The 17,159-nt window shown below is 58.4% G+C and carries 20 protein-coding genes and 1 tRNA gene; 18 read left to right on the top strand and 3 right to left on the bottom strand.

Annotated features, from left to right (window positions below; translation table 11 throughout):
* Positions 1-95: 95 nt before the first annotated feature.
* Both ACA068_RS23945 and ACA068_RS23940 read right to left on the bottom strand, forming a co-directional pair.
* Positions 96-425: a hypothetical protein gene (locus ACA068_RS23945; protein ID WP_497305249.1), complete on the bottom strand. Its 330-nt coding sequence runs from the start codon at positions 423-425 to the stop codon at positions 96-98.
* A gap of 164 nt (positions 426-589) precedes the next feature.
* A tRNA-Leu gene (locus ACA068_RS23940) sits at positions 590-674 on the bottom strand.
* A gap of 107 nt (positions 675-781) precedes the next feature.
* On the opposite strand from ACA068_RS23940, the gene queA reads away from it, so the two are divergent.
* The 6 genes from queA to ACA068_RS23910 all read left to right on the top strand — a co-directional run bounded on the left by queA (position 782) and on the right by ACA068_RS23910 (position 6,869).
* Positions 782-1,831: a tRNA preQ1(34) S-adenosylmethionine ribosyltransferase-isomerase QueA gene (queA, locus tag ACA068_RS23935; protein ID WP_221107292.1), complete on the top strand. Its 1,050-nt coding sequence runs from the start codon at positions 782-784 to the stop codon at positions 1,829-1,831.
* A gap of 14 nt (positions 1,832-1,845) precedes the next feature.
* A complete protein-coding gene (gene tgt / locus ACA068_RS23930; protein WP_497310655.1) occupies positions 1,846-2,961 on the top strand; it encodes a tRNA guanosine(34) transglycosylase Tgt in 1,116 nt (371 codons plus the stop codon).
* A 43-nt stretch (positions 2,962-3,004) separates the two neighbouring features.
* Positions 3,005-3,343, top strand: a complete 339-nt coding sequence (gene yajC / locus ACA068_RS23925; protein ID WP_007916913.1) for a preprotein translocase subunit YajC — start codon at positions 3,005-3,007, stop codon at positions 3,341-3,343.
* Positions 3,344-3,407: 64 nt separating this feature from the next.
* Complete coding sequence (gene secD, locus ACA068_RS23920) at positions 3,408-5,276, top strand: protein translocase subunit SecD (protein WP_497305247.1); 1,869 nt, start codon at positions 3,408-3,410, stop codon at positions 5,274-5,276.
* A gap of 9 nt (positions 5,277-5,285) precedes the next feature.
* Positions 5,286-6,200 carry a protein translocase subunit SecF gene (secF, locus tag ACA068_RS23915; protein WP_497305245.1) on the top strand — a complete coding sequence of 305 codons (915 nt, stop codon included), beginning with the start codon at positions 5,286-5,288 and terminating at the stop codon, positions 6,198-6,200.
* 120 nt (positions 6,201-6,320) lie between these two features.
* Positions 6,321-6,869 carry a glycine zipper 2TM domain-containing protein gene (locus ACA068_RS23910; RefSeq protein WP_027922743.1) on the top strand — a complete coding sequence of 183 codons (549 nt, stop codon included), beginning with the start codon at positions 6,321-6,323 and terminating at the stop codon, positions 6,867-6,869.
* A gap of 252 nt (positions 6,870-7,121) precedes the next feature.
* On the opposite strand, the gene suhB is transcribed toward ACA068_RS23910, so the two are convergent.
* Positions 7,122-7,940, bottom strand: coding sequence for a type III secretion system regulator SuhB (suhB, locus tag ACA068_RS23905; RefSeq protein WP_137218382.1), 819 nt, complete (start codon positions 7,938-7,940; stop codon positions 7,122-7,124).
* A 146-nt stretch (positions 7,941-8,086) separates the two neighbouring features.
* On the opposite strand from suhB, the gene trmJ reads away from it, so the two are divergent.
* The 12 genes from trmJ (at position 8,087) to rlmN (ending at position 17,146) form a co-directional block, all read left to right on the top strand.
* Positions 8,087-8,857: a tRNA (cytosine(32)/uridine(32)-2'-O)-methyltransferase TrmJ gene (trmJ, locus tag ACA068_RS23900; RefSeq protein ID WP_010457884.1), complete on the top strand. Its 771-nt coding sequence runs from the start codon at positions 8,087-8,089 to the stop codon at positions 8,855-8,857.
* 2 nt (positions 8,858-8,859) lie between these two features.
* Entirely contained in the window at positions 8,860-9,636 is a 777-nt protein-coding gene (cysE, locus tag ACA068_RS23895; protein ID WP_033061461.1) for a serine O-acetyltransferase, read from the top strand.
* Positions 9,637-9,874: 238 nt separating this feature from the next.
* A complete protein-coding gene (gene iscR, locus ACA068_RS23890; RefSeq protein WP_007903581.1) occupies positions 9,875-10,366 on the top strand; it encodes a Fe-S cluster assembly transcriptional regulator IscR in 492 nt (163 codons plus the stop codon).
* Positions 10,367-10,416: 50 nt separating this feature from the next.
* Positions 10,417-11,631, top strand: coding sequence for an IscS subfamily cysteine desulfurase (locus ACA068_RS23885; protein WP_497305242.1), 1,215 nt, complete (start codon positions 10,417-10,419; stop codon positions 11,629-11,631).
* A gap of 84 nt (positions 11,632-11,715) precedes the next feature.
* A complete protein-coding gene (gene iscU, locus ACA068_RS23880; RefSeq protein ID WP_003443374.1) occupies positions 11,716-12,102 on the top strand; it encodes a Fe-S cluster assembly scaffold IscU in 387 nt (128 codons plus the stop codon).
* 28 nt (positions 12,103-12,130) lie between these two features.
* On the top strand, positions 12,131-12,454 hold the full coding sequence (gene iscA / locus ACA068_RS23875; protein ID WP_007903589.1) for an iron-sulfur cluster assembly protein IscA: 324 nt from the start codon (positions 12,131-12,133) through the stop codon (positions 12,452-12,454).
* Positions 12,455-12,462: 8 nt separating this feature from the next.
* Positions 12,463-12,984 carry a co-chaperone HscB gene (hscB, locus tag ACA068_RS23870; protein WP_497310654.1) on the top strand — a complete coding sequence of 174 codons (522 nt, stop codon included), beginning with the start codon at positions 12,463-12,465 and terminating at the stop codon, positions 12,982-12,984.
* A gap of 51 nt (positions 12,985-13,035) precedes the next feature.
* On the top strand, positions 13,036-14,898 hold the full coding sequence (gene hscA / locus ACA068_RS23865; RefSeq protein ID WP_497305240.1) for a Fe-S protein assembly chaperone HscA: 1,863 nt from the start codon (positions 13,036-13,038) through the stop codon (positions 14,896-14,898).
* A 2-nt stretch (positions 14,899-14,900) separates the two neighbouring features.
* The gene (gene fdx, locus ACA068_RS23860) at positions 14,901-15,242 is read left to right on the top strand and encodes an ISC system 2Fe-2S type ferredoxin (RefSeq protein WP_219094529.1); all 342 of its coding nucleotides are present in this window, start codon (positions 14,901-14,903) and stop codon (positions 15,240-15,242) included.
* A 14-nt stretch (positions 15,243-15,256) separates the two neighbouring features.
* On the top strand, positions 15,257-15,457 hold the full coding sequence (iscX, locus tag ACA068_RS23855; RefSeq protein WP_282375258.1) for a Fe-S cluster assembly protein IscX: 201 nt from the start codon (positions 15,257-15,259) through the stop codon (positions 15,455-15,457).
* 92 nt (positions 15,458-15,549) lie between these two features.
* Positions 15,550-15,975, top strand: coding sequence for a nucleoside-diphosphate kinase (gene ndk / locus ACA068_RS23850; RefSeq protein WP_007916882.1), 426 nt, complete (start codon positions 15,550-15,552; stop codon positions 15,973-15,975).
* A 28-nt stretch (positions 15,976-16,003) separates the two neighbouring features.
* Complete coding sequence (gene rlmN, locus ACA068_RS23845; protein ID WP_497305237.1) at positions 16,004-17,146, top strand: dual-specificity RNA methyltransferase RlmN; 1,143 nt, start codon at positions 16,004-16,006, stop codon at positions 17,144-17,146.
* Positions 17,147-17,159: the final 13 nt, after the last annotated feature.

The following is a 17,159-nucleotide window of genomic DNA, read 5'->3' as shown; positions in this document are numbered from 1 at the left end:
TATATAGAAACAGGAGAAATTTTTCATTCGTCGATGTAAGTCGGCAAAAGTCGGTGCGCCACTAGGCGTACCCGTATTTTGGGCTGTTGGCTTCTTCATTGGATAATTTTCAAGTAGTCCTTGAGCGCAATGGCCGGTGCTTCAAGCTGCTCCATCGTCCGCGCATTGCCAAAATCAGCTGACAACCGATGCAGCTCACGCCCAAGCGGCGTATCAACACCTCCGATAGCCTCCAGCGCCAAACCGACACAGTGCGCCACTCGAAACTGAATCCCCTCGACATCACCTCTACGCACCAACAACCCAAACACCTCCCGCTCATAATCACTCATGATCGGATCATCCCGAAGAATCGGACTCGAATCCTCAGTCTCATAAGCCAGCTTGAGGGCGAAAAGGGCAACGGTTTCCAGTGGCAATTCCATTGTGTGAATCCTTGATTCGTTGGCAGGGCGGGTTTGGGTCGTGGTGCCTTGAAAGCAAGATCAAAAGATCGCAGCCTTCGGTAGCTCCTACAGGTCGGTGGGGTGACGGTCACTTTTCTGTAGGCGAAAAAAAAGGCCTTGCTAAGCAAGACCTTTCTTAATTTTGGTGCCCCGAGGGAGACTCGAACTCCCACTTCTTGCGAAAACGGATTTTGAATCCGCCGCGTCTACCAATTCCGCCATCAGGGCTCAATGGCGGCGAAGTATAGAGATGAGATTACCGTCGGTCAATCAGGTACATAGAGAATTTTCACTATTTCGGCTAGACTTCCGGCCCCTGCTAGACGAACCCCATCATGCGCGTTGCTGACTTTACTTTCGAACTCCCTGATTCGCTGATCGCTCGCCACCCTTTGGCCGAGCGTCGCAACAGTCGCCTGTTGACCCTGGATGGGGTCAGCGGCGCCCTGGCGCACCGTCAATTCACTGATTTGCTCGAGCATTTGCGCCCGGGCGATTTGATGGTGTTCAACAATACCCGGGTGATTCCGGCGCGGCTGTTTGGCCAGAAGGCTTCCGGCGGCAAGCTGGAGATTCTGGTGGAGCGGGTGCTCGACAGTCATCGCGTGCTGGCCCATGTGCGGTCCAGCAAGTCGCCGAAACCGGGTTCGAAGATCCTGATCGACGGCGGTGGCGAGGCTGAAATGCTGGCGCGTCATGATGCGTTGTTCGAGCTGGGGTTTGCCGAAGAGGTGTTGCCGCTGCTCGACCGCGTCGGGCACATGCCGTTGCCTCCTTATATAGATCGTCCGGATGAAGGCTCGGACCGCGAGCGTTATCAGACGGTGTACGCCGAGCGCCTGGGCGCGGTGGCGGCGCCGACGGCGGGGCTGCATTTCGATCAGCCGCTGATGGAGGCGATTGCCGCCAAGGGCGTCGAGACGGCGTTCGTGACCTTGCACGTGGGGGCGGGTACGTTCCAGCCGGTGCGGGTCGAGAAGATCGAAGATCACCACATGCACAGCGAATGGCTGGAAGTCGGCCAGGACGTGGTCGATGCCGTCGCGGCTTGCCGGGCTCGCGGTGGTCGGGTGATTGCCGTGGGGACCACCAGCGTGCGTTCCCTGGAAAGCGCCGCGCGCGATGGCGTGCTCAAGCCGTTCAGCGGCGATACAGACATCTTTATCTATCCTGGGCGGCCGTTTCATGTGGTCGATGCCCTGGTCACCAACTTTCATTTGCCCGAATCCACGCTGTTGATGCTGGTTTCGGCGTTCGCCGGTTATCCCGAAGCCATGGCCGCTTATAAAGCCGCCGTGGAGCATGAATACCGCTTTTTCAGCTACGGTGATGCGATGTTTATCACCCGTAACCCCGCACCACGTGGCCCTGAGGACAAAGAATGAGTCGCCAAAGTCGTATGTCGTTTGAGTTGCTTGCTACTGACGGCAAGGCTCGTCGCGGTCGTTTGACCTTCCCGCGCGGTACCGTCGAGACCCCGGCGTTCATGCCGGTGGGCACCTACGGCACCGTCAAGGGCATGCTGCCGCGGGATATCGTCGCGATCGGCGCGGAAATCATTCTGGGCAACACCTTCCACTTGTGGCTGCGTCCTGGCACTGAAGTGATCAAGAAACACGGCGACCTGCACGATTTCATGCAGTGGAAAGGCCCGATTCTGACTGACTCCGGCGGTTTTCAAGTGTTCAGCCTCGGCGCGATGCGCAAGATCAAGGAGGAGGGCGTGACCTTCGCTTCTCCGGTCGACGGCGCCAAAGTGTTCATGGGTCCGGAAGAGTCGATGCAGGTCCAGCGTGACCTGGGCTCGGACATCGTGATGATTTTCGACGAATGCACGCCGTACCCGGCCGACGAAGACGTCGCGCGGATTTCCATGGAGCTGTCGTTGCGTTGGGCCAAGCGTTCCAAAGAAGCCCATGGCGACAACACGGCGGCGCTGTTCGGCATCGTTCAGGGCGGCATGCACCAGGATTTGCGCATGCGCTCCCTGGAAGGCCTCGACCAGATCGGCTTCGATGGCCTGGCCATCGGCGGCCTGTCGGTGGGCGAGCCCAAGCACGAAATGATCAAGGTGCTGGATTACCTGCCGGGCCAGATGCCGGCTGACAAACCTCGTTACCTTATGGGCGTTGGCAAACCGGAAGATCTGGTTGAGGGTGTGCGCCGCGGTGTGGACATGTTCGATTGCGTGATGCCAACCCGTAATGCCCGCAATGGGCATCTGTTCATTGATACCGGCGTGCTGAAGATCCGAAACGCGTTCCATCGCCATGATGATTCGCCGCTCGATCCGACCTGCGATTGCTATACCTGCCAGAACTTCTCCCGCGCTTATCTGCATCACCTGGACAAGTGCGGCGAAATGCTGGGGAGCATGCTCAATACCATCCATAACTTGCGTCATTATCAAGTGCTTATGGCTGGTTTGCGCGAGGCTATTCAACAGGGTACATTGGCCGCCTTTGTCGATGCCTTCTACGCCAAACGCGGGTTACCTGTTCCGCCTTTGGACTGAGTTTTCTGACCCCAAGATTCAACATTTGCAACTGGAGTGCTAAATGAGCTTTTTTATCTCTAATGCCATGGCTGACGCTGCTGCACCGGCAGCTGCCGGCCCTATGGGTGGCGGTTTTGAGTGGATTTTCCTGGTCGGTTTCCTGGTCATCTTCTACCTGATGATCTGGCGTCCACAGGCCAAGCGCGCCAAAGAGCAGAAGAACCTGCTGAGCAGCCTGCAGAAAGGCGACGAAGTTGTGACCACCGGCGGCATCGCCGGCAAGATCACTAAAGTGGCTGATGATTTCGTGGTTCTGGAAGTTTCCGACACTGTCGAAATGAAATTCCAGAAAGGCGCCATTGCCGCCACGCTGCCAAAAGGCACGCTGAAAGCGATCTAAGTTTCAACTTCATATTCAATCGACGGGGCGCGCAAGGCGCCCCGCGTCATAAACGGGCGGCGTGATGCTGAACAAATACCCTCTGTGGAAATACATTCTGATCCTGGCGGTGCTGGCGGTCGGTCTGATTTATTCCGCTCCCAATTTATATCCTGATGACCCGGCCATTCAGGTCAGCGGTGCAAGCACTGCGCTGCAAGTCAATCAGGCTGATCTGGACCGTGTGAGCGTTGCGCTCAAGGAATCCGGGATCAACGTCAAGGCAGCCACGCTGGCTGCGAACGGCAAGGGCGGTCTGATTCGTCTGACCAAGGCTGAAGATCAGCTGCCGGCCAAAGACGTCGTGCGCAAGGCGTTGGGTGATGACTACGTCGTTGCACTGAACCTGGCACAAACCACCCCGCAATGGCTGCGCAGCCTGGGCGCGCACCCGATGAAGCTGGGTCTGGACTTGTCCGGTGGTGTGCACTTCCTGCTCGAAGTGGACATGGACAAAGCCCTCGACGCACGCTTGAAAGTGTACGAAGGCGATGTGAAGAGCCTGTTGCGTAAAGAGAAACTGCGTTATCGCAGCCTGCCGCAACTCAACGGCGCCATTCAGCTGGGTTTCAGTGATGAAGCTTCCCGCGAACAGGCCCGTGCACTGATCCGCAAGAACTTCAACGATTTCGACATTGTTCCGGCCGACCTCAATGGTCAGGCGGTGCTTCGTCTGGCGATGACCCCGGCCAAGCTGGCGGAAATCCGTGAATACTCCATCAAGCAGAACTTGACCACGGTACGTAACCGCGTCAACGAGCTGGGTGTTGCCGAGCCGATCGTTCAACGTCAGGGCGCCAACCGCATCGTGGTTGAGCTGCCAGGCGTGCAGGACACCGCAGAAGCCAAGCGTATCCTCGGCAAGACGGCCAACCTTGAGTTCCGTCTGGCTGCTGAGCCGGGCGCTTCGAAAGCCACTTCCGAGACTTTTGAGTTCCGTGAAGGTAATCGTCCATCGGCACAGATCGAGCGTGGCCTGATCATCACCGGTGACCAGGTGACTGACGCCAAGGCTGGCTTCGGCGAGCAAGGTACGCCAGAAGTGAACATCCGTCTGGATGGTCACGGTGGCGAGCTGATGAGTCGTGCGACTCGCAGCAACGTTGGTCGCAGCATGGCGGTGATCTTCATCGAGCAGCGTCCAGTCACCACGTACACCAAGCAAATGGTGAACGGCGTTGAGAAAGACGTAGCGGTTCAAACCTTCAAGGAAGAGAAGAAGATCATCAGCCTGGCGACCATCCAGTCGCCGCTGGGTGCTCAATTCCGCATCACTGGCCTGAACGGTCAGGGTGAGTCGTCCGAACTGGCGCTGCTGTTGCGTGCCGGTGGTCTGGCTGCACCGATGTACTTCGCTGAAGAGCGCACCATTGGCCCGAGCCTGGGTGCCGACAACATCACCAAGGGTGTCGATGCGTCGCTGTGGGGCATGCTGTTTGTCTCGCTGTTCATCATCGCCATCTACCGCTTCTTCGGCATCATCGCCACCGTCGCTCTGACGGTGAACATGGTGTTGCTGCTGGCCCTGATGTCGCTGTTGGGTGCAACGCTGACCCTGCCGGGTATCGCCGGTATCGTATTGACCATGGGTATGGCGGTCGATGCCAACGTACTGATCTTCTCGCGGATTCGTGAAGAGATCGCGGCGGGCATGACCGTACAGCGGGCAATCAGCGAAGGCTTCAGCCGGGCATTTACCGCGATCCTCGACTCCAACCTGACAACGTTGCTGGTCGGCGGGATTCTCTTTGCGATGGGCACCGGCCCGGTCAAAGGTTTCGCAGTGACCATGTCCCTCGGGATCTTTACCTCGATGTTCACGGCCATTATGGTGACCCGCGCGATGGTCAACCTGATCTTCGGCGGTCGTGACTTCAAGAAGTTGTGGATTTAAGGGGCTGCCATGTTACGTACAATCAACTTCATGGGCGTTCGCAACGTTGCGTTCGGCGTCACATTGTTCCTTACCGTACTGGCTTTGTTCAGTGTCGCCACCAAGGGCATGAACTGGGGTCTGGACTTCACCGGTGGTACGCTCATCGAGCTGACCTACGATCGTCCGGCCGATGTCACCAAGGTGCGTGAGCAACTGGTCACCTCGGGTTATAACGAGGCGATCGTGCAGAGCTTCGGTGCGACTACCGATTTGCTGGTACGCATGCCGGGTGAAGACCCGCAGCTGGGCCATCAAGTGGCAGAAGCGCTGCTGAAGGTTGGCGGCGACAACCCGGCGACGGTCAAGCGCGTCGAGTTTGTCGGTCCTCAGGTCGGTGAAGAACTGCGCGACCAGGGCGGCCTCGGCATGCTGATGGCGCTGGGCGGTGTCCTGATCTACCTGGCTTTCCGCTTTCAGTGGAAGTTTGCGGTCGGTGCCATCGTTTCGCTGATCCACGACGTGATCGTGACCGTCGGTATCCTGTCGTTCTTCCAGATTACCTTCGACCTGACGGTGCTGGCGGCGGTATTGGCGATCATTGGTTACTCGCTCAACGACACCATCGTGGTATTCGACAGGGTTCGTGAGAACTTCCGGGTACTGCGCAAGGCCAGCCTCATCGAGAACATCAACATCTCGACCACGCAAACCCTGCTGCGGACCATGGCGACGTCGATCTCCTCCTTGCTGGCGATCGCGGCCCTGTTGTTCTTCGGTGGCGACAACCTGTTCGGCTTCTCCATTGCCCTGTTTATCGGTGTTCTGGCGGGTACTTACTCGTCGATCTACATCGCGAACGTGGTGCTGATCTGGCTGAACCTGAACAGCGAGGATTTGATTCCTCCTGCGGCGAGCGAGAAGGAAATCGACGACCGTCCATAACGGCCATCGCTTTTCCAGCTGTCAGCCCAAAAAGGCGCGAGTTGAACTCGCGCCTTTTTTTATGCTCCAAGGCTGGGAGAAGCGCGGGCTTTGCCCGCATGTGATGGTCAGGAGGTTCATGTGAACAAGTCGTTGCTGGTTGGTGCGGTATTGGGTGCTGTCGGTGTAACTGCCGGGGGTGCTGTTGCCACCTACAGCCTGGTTAAAAGCGGCCCTGAGTATGCGCAAGTGCTAGCCGTTGAACCGGTCAAGACACAAATCAAGACGCCACGTGAAGTGTGCAAGGATGTAGCAGTGACCCGGCAAGCGCCGGTGAAAGATCAACACCAAATTGCCGGTACGGTGGTCGGCGCCTTGGCTGGTGGCCTGTTGGGCAATCAGATCGGTGGTGGTACGGGCAAGAAAATCGCTACAGTGGCCGGTGCGGTCGGTGGCGGTTATGCGGGCAACAAGGTGCAGGAAGGCATGCAGGAGCGTGATACCTACACCACGACTCAAACCCGTTGTAACACGGTGAATGACATCAGCGACAAAGTGGTGGGTTACGACGTTCGTTACTCGCTGGATGGCAAGGAAGGCAAAGTGCGGATGGATCGTGATCCGGGCAACCAGATTCCGGTCGACAAGGAAGGCAAACTGGTCCTGTCGCAGAATGAAGAGAACCGCTAAATAGTGGGGTTTCAGATTCAAAAAGAAGCATCCTGCGGGGTGCTTTTTTTGTGTCCACGATTTAAGCGACACCGCTAACCCTTGTAGGGGTGAGCCTGCTCGCGATAGCAATCTATCATTCGAAACAGGTGGTGACTGATGCATCGCTATCGCGAGCAGGCTCACTCCTACATTGGGTCTGTGGTGTGGCAGGGGTGGATTCCAGGCATAAAAAAAGCACCCCGAAGGGTGCTTTTTTTTGGGGGCAGTGGCTTAGCGCTTCAGCGAAGCCGGCAGGTGCGGCTGGATCGCCGTCAATACTGCCTTGAAGCACTTGGTGTTACCGGCAACGATATGGCCTTTTTCAAGGAAGTCGTGGCCGCCGGTGAAGTCGCTCACCAAGCCGCCGGCTTCCTGGATCAGCAGGGCGCCTGCCGCCATGTCCCACTCGGACAGGCCCGACTCCCAGAAGGCGTCGAAACGGCCGGCAGCCACGTAGGCCAGGTCCAGGCTCGCCGAACCTGCACGGCGGATGCCGGCGGTCTGGCCCACCAGGGCGCGGAACATGCCCAGGTAGTTGTCGAGGTTGTCCATCTGGTCGTCGCGGAACGGGAAGCCGGTACCAAGTAGGGCGCCGTCCAGACTGGTGCGGCCGCTGACGCGCAGGCGACGACCGTTCAGTTGAGCGCCGCGACCACGGCTGGCGGTGAATTCTTCCTGGCGAACCGGGTCCAGAACAACAGCGTGCTCCAGGCGGCCGCGGTATTTGCAGGCGATACTGACGGCGAAGTGAGGAATGCCGCGCAGGAAGTTGGTGGTGCCGTCCAGCGGATCGATGATCCACAGGTATTCTTCGCCTTCGATCCCGGTGCCGGCGTGCATGCCGGTTTCTTCACCCCGGATCGAGTGATTCGGGTAGGCCTTGCGCAGCGCGTCGATGATTTTCTGTTCGGCGGCGCGATCCACCTCGGATACGTAATCCTTGGCGTCTTTTTCGTCGACCTTGATGGTATCCAGGCGCTCGATGGAGCGGAAGATCAATTCACTGGCGCTGCGGGCGGCGCGCAGCGCGATATTCAGCATGGGCTGCATGGATGTGTCACCTAAGGTTGTTAAAGAAAGCCGGGCATTCTATCAGAACTTTTCTACAGGTGAAGGTTGGTGTTCGCTTTCATAGCTTAACGGTAGGTTGAGCTGTAAGATTCTGCTCCCCAATTCTGTGTGCGAGATTGCCTCCCGTGCTGCATAACATTCGTGTCGTCCTGGTCAATACCAGCCACCCCGGCAACATCGGCGGGGCTGCGCGTGCCATGAAGAACATGGGCCTGTCGCGGCTGGTGCTGGTCGAACCGCGGTTGTTCCCGCACCACGAGGCCGATGCCCGTGCTTCCGGCGCCGGGGACATCCTTGAAAACGCGCAAGTCGTCGCCACCTTGGAAGATGCCCTGGTCGGCTGCAATCTGGTTCTTGGCACCAGCGCCCGTGACCGTCGCATTCCCTGGCCGTTGCTCGATCCCCGCGAATGCGGTGTGAAAGTGGTCGAGGAAGCCGCGTCGGGCGCCGAGATTGCCTTGGTCTTTGGCCGTGAAGATTCCGGCCTGACCAACGAAGAGCTGCAGCGATGTCATTATCACGTGCACATCCCATCTGACCCTGAGTTCAGTTCGTTGAACCTTGGGGCAGCGGTGCAAGTGTTGAGTTATGAAGTGCGCATGTCCTGGCTCGCGGCCCAAGGCCAGCCGAGCAAGGTCGAGAAGGATGAGGTGGCGTCCACTAAAAGTGGTGAGCTGGCGACCATGGATGAGCTGGAGCGATTCTATGAGCATCTGGAGCAGACCCTGGTGGCCATCGAATTCCTCGATCCGGAAAAACCACGGCACTTAATGGCGCGCCTGCGCCGGTTGTACGGTCGCAGCTCGGTGAGCCGGGCGGAAATGAATATATTGCGTGGCATCCTCACGGAAACCCAGAAAGCGGCCCGTGGCGAGCTTCTAAAGCGGAAGGATTAAAAATGTTCGAGCGTTTGCGTGAAGATATCCAGAGTGTTTTCCATCGTGACCCGGCAGCGCGCAACGCCTTTGAAGTCCTGACCTGCTACCCCGGCATGCATGCCATCTGGATCCATCGCCTGTCATCGGCCTTGTGGGGTATGGGCTGGAAGTGGCTGGCGCGGCTGGTGTCGAACTTCGGTCGCTGGCTGACCGGGATCGAGATCCATCCGGGCGCCAAGGTCGGGCGTCGCTTCTTTATTGACCATGGCATGGGCATCGTCATCGGTGAGACCGCCGAGATCGGCAACGATGTGACCCTTTATCAGGGTGTAACCCTCGGCGGCACCAGCTGGAACAAGGGCAAGCGTCATCCGACGCTGGAAGATGGCGTGGTGGTCGGGGCGGGCGCCAAGGTGCTCGGTCCTTTCACGGTGGGCGCGGGCGCAAAGGTCGGCTCCAACGCCGTCGTTACCAAGGCGGTTCCGGCCGGGGCGACGGTGGTCGGGATTCCGGGGCGGATCATCGTCAAGTCCGATGAAGAGCAGGACGCCAAGCGCAAGGCCATGGCCGAGAAGATCGGTTTCGATGCCTACGGTGTTGGCGAAGACATGCCGGACCCGGTGGCGCGGGCTATTAACCAATTGCTCGATCACCTGCAGGCGGTCGATGGTCGTCTGGAGGGGATGTGCGGGGCGTTGAAGGATCTGGGCAGCAATTACTGTGCGAAAGATCTGCCTGAGCTTCGCGAGGAAGACTTTGCCTGTGTGAAGGACAAGGATCAGAGCCAGGCCAGTTAAACCGCGCCGACCCCTTCGCGGGCAAGCCTCGCTCCTACACAGTTGCGCCGATCCTGTAGGAGCGAGGCTTGCCCGCGAAGAACGATAACGCGCAATTGCTGGCTGTACGCCGCCAGCCTTTGCTATGATGCGCGCGCTCTTTTGCGGGTAATCCTGACTAAAGTACTAGGTCTTATAGTTGACTTAAATACTCGGGAATTGCATACTCGCCCCATTCCGAACTCCGTGGTAATTGTCCATGCGACTGACTACAAAAGGCCGATACGCCGTAACCGCCATGCTCGACCTGGCGTTGCACGCGCAGCACGGGCCGGTGTCTCTGGCCGATATCTCCGAGCGCCAAGGCATCTCCCTGTCCTACCTCGAACAGCTTTTCGCCAAATTGCGCCGCAGCAATCTGGTCTCCAGCGTTCGTGGCCCGGGCGGCGGCTACCAGCTGTCCCGCGACATGCAGGGCATCCAGGTCGCCCAGGTGATCGATGCGGTGAACGAATCGGTCGATGCGACCAAATGCCAAGGCCAGGGTGATTGCCATCAAGGCGACACCTGCCTGACCCACCACTTGTGGTGCGATCTGAGCCTGCAGATTCACGAATTTCTGAGCGGTATCAGCTTGGCTGACCTTGTAACTCGCCGTGAGGTGCAAGAAGTAGCCCAGCGTCAGGACCAGCGCCGTTGCAACAGCAAGGCGCCACGCCTGGACAAGATTGAAGCGTCCGCCGTCGAATGACAGCCAGAGAGCAAAGCGGTACGCCAGCCAGCCTGATTAGGAGATAGTCCATGAAATTGCCGATTTACCTTGATTACTCTGCGACCACCCCGGTTGATCCGCGTGTTGCGCAAAAGATGAGTGAATGCCTGCTGGTCGACGGAAACTTCGGTAACCCGGCGTCCCGTTCCCACGTGTTCGGCTGGAAAGCTGAAGAGTCCGTCGAAAACGCTCGTCGTCAAGTCGCCGACCTGGTCAACGCCGATCCGCGTGAAATCGTCTGGACCTCCGGTGCCACCGAGTCCGATAACCTGGCAATCAAGGGTGCGGCGCATTTCTATGCGACCAAAGGCAAACACCTGATCACCACCAAGATTGAGCACAAGGCTGTCCTCGACACCATGCGCCAACTGGAGCGTGAAGGCTTCGAAGTCACCTACCTCGAGCCTCGCACCGACGGCCTGGTCACACCAGAGATGATCGAAGCCGCCTTGCGCGACGACACCATCCTGGTTTCGGTCATGCACGTGAACAACGAAATCGGCACCATCAACGACATCGCAGCCATCGGCGAACTGACCCGCTCCAAGGGCATCCTGTTCCACGTCGACGCTGCTCAGTCCACCGGCAAGGTCGAGATCGACCTGTCGAAGCTGAAAGTCGACCTGATGTCGTTCTCTGCCCACAAAACCTACGGCCCTAAAGGCATCGGCGCGCTGTACGTCAGCCGCAAGCCGCGTGTTCGCATCGAAGCGACCATGCACGGCGGCGGTCACGAGCGTGGCATGCGTTCCGGCACCCTGGCGACCCACCAGATCGTCGGCATGGGTGAAGCGTTCCGCGTAGCCAAGGAAGACATGGCAGCCGAGAACATCCGTATCAAAGCCCTGAGCGACCGTTTCTTCAAGCAGGTCGAAGGCCTGGAAGAGCTGTACATCAACGGCAGCATGACCGCCCGCGTACCGCATAACCTGAACCTGAGCTTCAACTATGTTGAAGGCGAGTCGCTGATCATGGCGCTCAAGGATCTGGCGGTTTCGTCCGGTTCGGCCTGCACCTCGGCATCGCTCGAGCCTTCGTATGTACTGCGCGCCCTGGGCCGCAACGACGAACTGGCACACAGCTCGATCCGCTTCACCTTCGGCCGTTTCACCACCGAAGAAGAAATCGACTACGCCGCGCAGAAAGTCTGCGAGGCCGTTACCAAGCTGCGCACCTTGTCGCCGCTGTGGGACATGTACAAAGACGGTGTCGACATTTCGAAAATCGAGTGGGCGGCACACTGATTTCAAGTCGCCGCAAACCGGCCCTGCAAAACCAAGGTTTTCAGGGCTCAAGAGCGACTCTCTGATGAGTGAGGATTAAGAATCATGGCTTACAGCGAAAAGGTCATCGACCACTACGAAAACCCGCGCAACGTCGGCAAGATGGACGCGGAAGACCCTGATGTCGGCACCGGCATGGTCGGCGCTCCGGCGTGCGGCGACGTGATGCGCCTGCAGATCAAGGTCAACGAACAAGGCATCATCGAAGACGCCAAGTTCAAGACCTACGGTTGCGGTTCGGCGATCGCCTCCAGCTCCCTGGCGACCGAGTGGATGAAAGGCAAGACTCTGGATGAGGCAGAGACCATCAAGAACACTCAACTGGCCGAAGAGCTGGCCCTGCCGCCAGTCAAAATTCACTGCTCCGTACTTGCTGAAGACGCTATCAAAGCGGCCGTTCGCGACTACAAGCAGAAGAAAGGCTTGATCTAAGCATTAAGCGACGAGTAAGGAGTCACCGATGGCTATCAGCATGACAGAAGCGGCTGCTCAACACGTGCGACGCTCCCTCAATGGGCGCGGCAAAGGTGAGGGGATTCGCCTGGGTGTTCGCACCACAGGCTGTTCCGGCCTTGCCTACGTGCTGGAGTTTGTCGACGAGGTGGTTGCAGAGGATCAGGTGTTCGAAAGTCACGGCGAGAAAGTTATCATCGACCCGAAAAGCCTGGCCTACCTGGACGGCACCGAACTCGATTTCGTCAAGGAAGGGTTGAACGAAGGTTTCAAGTTCAACAACCCCAACGTGCGCGGTGAATGTGGCTGCGGCGAAAGCTTCAACATCTGAGGCTGCTCGTGGGTACTCCTTGTCATTTCGCTTTATTTGAACTGCAGCCGAGCTTCCGCCTGGATCTCGATCAGTTGGCCACGCGCTATCGTGAGTTGGCGCGCGGTGTTCATCCGGACCGTTTTGCAGATGCTTCCGAGCGCGAGCAGCGGCTGGCGCTAGAGCAATCCGCGAGCCTCAACGAGGCCTATCAGACGCTCAAAAGTCCCCCAAAGCGCGCGCGATATCTGCTCGCCATGGGCGGGCGCGAGCTGCCGCTGGAGGTCACGGTGCATGATCCGGAGTTCCTTCTGCAGCAGATGGAGTTGCGTGAAGAGCTCGAAGACCTGCAAGACAGCGCCGATTTGGCGGGTGTTGCAGTGTTCAAGCGTCGCCTTAAGACGGCTCAGGATGAACTGAACGAAAGCTTCGCAGCCTGTTGGGATGATGCAGCAAAGCGTGAGCAGGCCGAACGCCTGATGCGGCGCATGCAGTTCCTCGACAAGCTCACCTACGAAGTGCGCCAGTTAGAAGAGCGCCTCGACGATTAACCCAGTGCCGCTCCGGTCGCACGCCTGATATACAGATAAGTCCTGATTACGATGGCCCTACTGCAGATCGCCGAACCCGGCCAAAGTCCTCAACCGCACCAGCGTCGTCTGGCTGTGGGGATCGACTTGGGCACTACCAATTCGCTGGTCGCTGCGTTGCGCAGTGGTCTTTCCGAGCCCCTGGCCGACGCCGAAGGGCAGGTCATCCTGCCGTCCGCCGTGCGCTACCACGCCGATCGCGTCGAAGTCGGCGAGTCCGCCAAGCTGGCGGCCGCTACCGATCCTTTGAACACCGTGCTGTCGGTCAAGCGCTTGATGGGTCGTGGTCTGTCCGACGTCAAGCAATTGGGCGACCAACTGCCGTACCGCTTTGTCGGTGGCGAGTCGCACATGCCGTTCATCGACACCATTCAGGGCCCGAAAAGCCCGGTCGAAGTCTCCGCCGACATCCTGAAAGTGCTGCGTCAGCGCGCCGAAGAGGCATTGGGTGGCGAACTGGTGGGCGCGGTGATCACCGTTCCGGCCTATTTCGATGACGCTCAGCGTCAAGCCACCAAGGACGCGGCCAAGCTGGCCGGTCTGAACGTGCTGCGTTTGCTCAATGAGCCGACTGCCGCCGCAGTGGCTTACGGTTTGGATCAGCATGCCGAAGGCCTGGTCGCGATTTACGACCTGGGTGGCGGTACATTTGATATTTCGATCCTGCGCCTGACCGGCGGTGTGTTTGAGGTTTTGGCTACCGGTGGCGACAGCGCCCTGGGTGGCGATGACTTTGACCACGCCATCGCTGGCTGGATCATCGAGAGCGCCGGTTTGTCGGCAGACCTCGACCCGGGTGCGCAGCGTCATCTGCTGCAAGCCGCCTGCGCGGCCAAAGAAGCCTTGACCACCGTCGCAAGCGTTGAAGTGGCTTATAGCGACTGGAAGGCCCAATTGACCCGTGAAGCCTTCGATGCGCTGATCGAGCCAATGGTCGCCCGCAGCCTGAAAGCCTGCCGCCGCGCGGTGCGTGATTCCGGCATCGAGCTGGAGGAAGTGCACGCCGTGGTCATGGTCGGCGGCTCGACGCGGGTGCCTCGCGTTCGTGAAGCCGTCGCTGAAGCCTTTGGTCGTGAGCCGCTAACTGAAATCGATCCGGATCAAGTGGTGGCCATTGGTGCTGCGATCCAGGCCGATACGTTGGCCGGCAACAAGCGCGATGGCGGTGAGTTGCTCTTGCTCGACGTCATCCCGTTGTCCCTGGGGCTGGAAACCATGGGCGGCCTGATGGAGAAGGTGATTCCGCGCAACACCACCATCCCTGTCGCTCGCGCCCAGGACTTCACGACTTACAAAGACGGCCAGTCGGCCATGGCGATTCACGTGTTGCAGGGTGAGCGTGAGCTGATCAGCGACTGCCGTTCCCTGGCGCGCTTCGAATTGCGCGGCATTCCGGCCATGGTCGCCGGTGCCGCGAAAATCCGCGTGACGTTCCAGGTCGATGCCGACGGTCTGCTCAGTGTTTCGGCCCGCGAACTGGGTTCGGGCGTCGAGGCCAGCATTCAGGTCAAGCCGTCCTACGGCCTGACCGATGGCGAGATCGCCAAGATGCTCAAGGAATCGTTCCAGCACGCCAACGACGACAAAGTCGCCCGGGTTTTGCGTGAGCAGCAGGTCGATGCCCAGCGCCTGATCGAGGCGGTTCAGGCCGCCCTTGATGTCGACGGTGAGCGCCTGCTCGACGCCGAAGAGCGCATGGTCATCGAGCTGCAGATGCAGGAACTGACCGAACTGATGAAAGGCACCGATGGTTTCGCCATCGAGCAGCAGACCAAGCGTCTGTCGCAAGTGACCGACGCTTTTGCTGCCCGCCGCCTGGACTCGACGGTGAAAGCCGCGCTGGCGGGGCGCAACCTGAATGAGATTGAGGAATAACGATGCCGCAGGTCATTTTTCTGCCACACGAAAAGTTTTGCCCGGACGGCATGGTCGTGGAGGCTGAGCCTGGTACGTCCATCCTCGAACTGGCGCATGAGCACCATATCGAGATGGAAAGTGCCTGTGGCGGCGTCTGCGCCTGCACCACCTGCCATTGCCTGATTCGCGAGGGCTTTGACTCGCTGGAAGAGGCTGATGAGCTGGAAGAAGACTATCTTGATAAGGCTTGGGGGCTGGAAGCCCAGTCACGCCTGGCCTGTCAGGCAAAAGTCGGGACTGAAGACCTGACTGTCGAAATTCCGAAATACTCGCTCAACCATGCGGCCGAAGCGCCGCACTGATTCAAGGAAACGTCATGAGTCTGAAATGGGTTGATGTGCTGGAAATCGCGATCCAACTGGCTGAATCCAAGCCGGATACGGACCCGCGTTACGTGAACTTCGTCGATCTGCACAAATGGGTGCTGGCATTGCCGGAGTTCAGTGATGATCCGACCCGCGGTGGCGAGAAGGTGCTTGAAGCCATTCAGGCCGCCTGGATCGAAGAAGCAGACTGAGTCTGCGCCGTATGCAGTTAGGCAATACCAAAGAACCCGCGTATAATTCGCGGGTTTAATTTTTCGCAAATTACCGTTTCTGGAGTTACACCATGGCTGTTCAACGTACTTTCTCCATCATCAAGCCTGACGCTGTTGCAAAAAACGTTATCGGCGAGATCACCACTCGTTTCGAAAAAGCTGGCCTGCGCGTTGTAGCTTCGAAACTGAAGCAACTGTCCAAAGCTGAAGCTGAAGGCTTCTACGCTGAGCACAGCGCTCGCGGTTTCTTCGGCGACCTGGTTGCTTTCATGATCTCCGGTCCGGTTGTCGTTCAGGTTCTGGAAGGCGAAAACGCTATCGCTCTGAACCGTGAGCTGATGGGCGCTACCAACCCTAAAGAAGCTGCTGCCGGCACCATCCGTGCTGACTTCGCTGACTCCATCGATGCCAACGCTGTACACGGTTCGGACTCCGAAGCCGCTGCTGCTCGCGAAATCTCGTACTTCTTCGCAGCTACTGAAGTAACCACTCGCTAAGCATTGGCTTATGAGTGAAGGTGAATCCATGACTACATCGACTGTAAAAACCAATCTGCTGGGTCTGACTCAGCTGGAAATGGAAAAATTCTTCGACTCGATCGGGGAGAAGCGTTTCCGTGCCGGTCAGGTAATGAAATGGATTCACCACCTTGGCGTCGATGATTTCGACGCCATGACGAACGTCAGCAAGGCCTTGCGCGACAAGCTCAAGGCTATTGCCGAAGTTCGCGGTCCTGAAGTCGTCAGCGAGGACATTTCCACCGACGGTACCCGTAAATGGGTAGTGCGCGTGGCGTCCGGCAGCTGCGTCGAGACCGTCTACATTCCCCAGGGCAAACGCGGCACTCTGTGCGTTTCGTCCCAGGCAGGCTGTGCCCTGGATTGCAGTTTCTGCTCCACCGGCAAGCAAGGTTTCAACAGCAACCTCACCGCCGCCGAAGTCATCGGCCAGGTGTGGATTGCCAATAAATCGTTCGGCAGCATCCCGGCGACCGCCGACCGTGCCATCACCAACGTGGTGATGATGGGCATGGGTGAGCCGCTGCTGAACTTCGACAACGTCGTGGCCGCCATGCATCTGATGATGGATGACCTGGGCTACGGCATTTCCAAGCGCCGCGTGACCCTGTCCACGTCGGGCGTGGTGCCGATGATCGATGAGCTGTCCAAGCACATCGACGTCTCCCTGGCGTTGTCGCTGCACGCACCAAACGACGCATTGCGTAACCAATTGGTGCCGATCAACAAGAAATATCCGCTTAAGATGCTGCTCGAGTCGTGCCAGCGCTACATGTCGTCCTTGGGCGAAAAGCGCGTGCTGACCATCGAGTACACCTTGCTCAAGGACATCAACGACAAGGTTGAACATGCCGTTGAAATGATCGAGTTGCTCAAGAACATCCCGTGCAAGATCAACCTGATTCCGTTCAACCCGTTCCCGCATTCCGGTTACGAGCGCCCGAGCAACAACGCGATTCGCCGTTTCCAGGATCAGCTTCACCATGCCGGCTTCAATGTCACTGTTCGCACCACCCGCGGTGAAGACATCGATGCCGCGTGTGGCCAATTGGTAGGGCAGGTGCTGGATCGCACCCGTCGCAGCGAACGTTATATCGCCGTGCGTGAGTTGAACGCCGAAAACGATATCGCGCAAAACGCTGCGGAATAAATCAAGAGAGGAT

The sequence above is a fragment of the Pseudomonas sp. LBUM1660 genome (assembly GCF_059695935.1).
Note: the sequence above shows the minus strand (reverse complement) of the source record. Positions and strands in the feature narration are given on the sequence as shown.

Coding starts and splice junctions, on each gene's coding strand:
- iscR (WP_007903581.1), top strand. CDS start 9,875: ATGCGACTGACTACAAAAGGCCGATACGCCGTAACCGCCATGCTCGAC.
- iscX (WP_282375258.1), top strand. CDS start 15,257: ATGAGTCTGAAATGGGTTGATGTGCTGGAAATCGCGATCCAACTGGCT.
- queA (WP_221107292.1), top strand. CDS start 782: ATGCGCGTTGCTGACTTTACTTTCGAACTCCCTGATTCGCTGATCGCT.
- iscA (WP_007903589.1), top strand. CDS start 12,131: ATGGCTATCAGCATGACAGAAGCGGCTGCTCAACACGTGCGACGCTCC.
- ACA068_RS23885 (WP_497305242.1), top strand. CDS start 10,417: ATGAAATTGCCGATTTACCTTGATTACTCTGCGACCACCCCGGTTGAT.
- hscA (WP_497305240.1), top strand. CDS start 13,036: ATGGCCCTACTGCAGATCGCCGAACCCGGCCAAAGTCCTCAACCGCAC.
- tgt (WP_497310655.1), top strand. CDS start 1,846: ATGTCGTTTGAGTTGCTTGCTACTGACGGCAAGGCTCGTCGCGGTCGT.
- secF (WP_497305245.1), top strand. CDS start 5,286: ATGTTACGTACAATCAACTTCATGGGCGTTCGCAACGTTGCGTTCGGC.
- yajC (WP_007916913.1), top strand. CDS start 3,005: ATGAGCTTTTTTATCTCTAATGCCATGGCTGACGCTGCTGCACCGGCA.
- fdx (WP_219094529.1), top strand. CDS start 14,901: ATGCCGCAGGTCATTTTTCTGCCACACGAAAAGTTTTGCCCGGACGGC.
- iscU (WP_003443374.1), top strand. CDS start 11,716: ATGGCTTACAGCGAAAAGGTCATCGACCACTACGAAAACCCGCGCAAC.
- ndk (WP_007916882.1), top strand. CDS start 15,550: ATGGCTGTTCAACGTACTTTCTCCATCATCAAGCCTGACGCTGTTGCA.
- rlmN (WP_497305237.1), top strand. CDS start 16,004: ATGACTACATCGACTGTAAAAACCAATCTGCTGGGTCTGACTCAGCTG.
- cysE (WP_033061461.1), top strand. CDS start 8,860: ATGTTCGAGCGTTTGCGTGAAGATATCCAGAGTGTTTTCCATCGTGAC.
- secD (WP_497305247.1), top strand. CDS start 3,408: ATGCTGAACAAATACCCTCTGTGGAAATACATTCTGATCCTGGCGGTG.
- ACA068_RS23945 (WP_497305249.1), bottom strand. CDS start 425: ATGGAATTGCCACTGGAAACCGTTGCCCTTTTCGCCCTCAAGCTGGCT.
- suhB (WP_137218382.1), bottom strand. CDS start 7,940: ATGCAGCCCATGCTGAATATCGCGCTGCGCGCCGCCCGCAGCGCCAGT.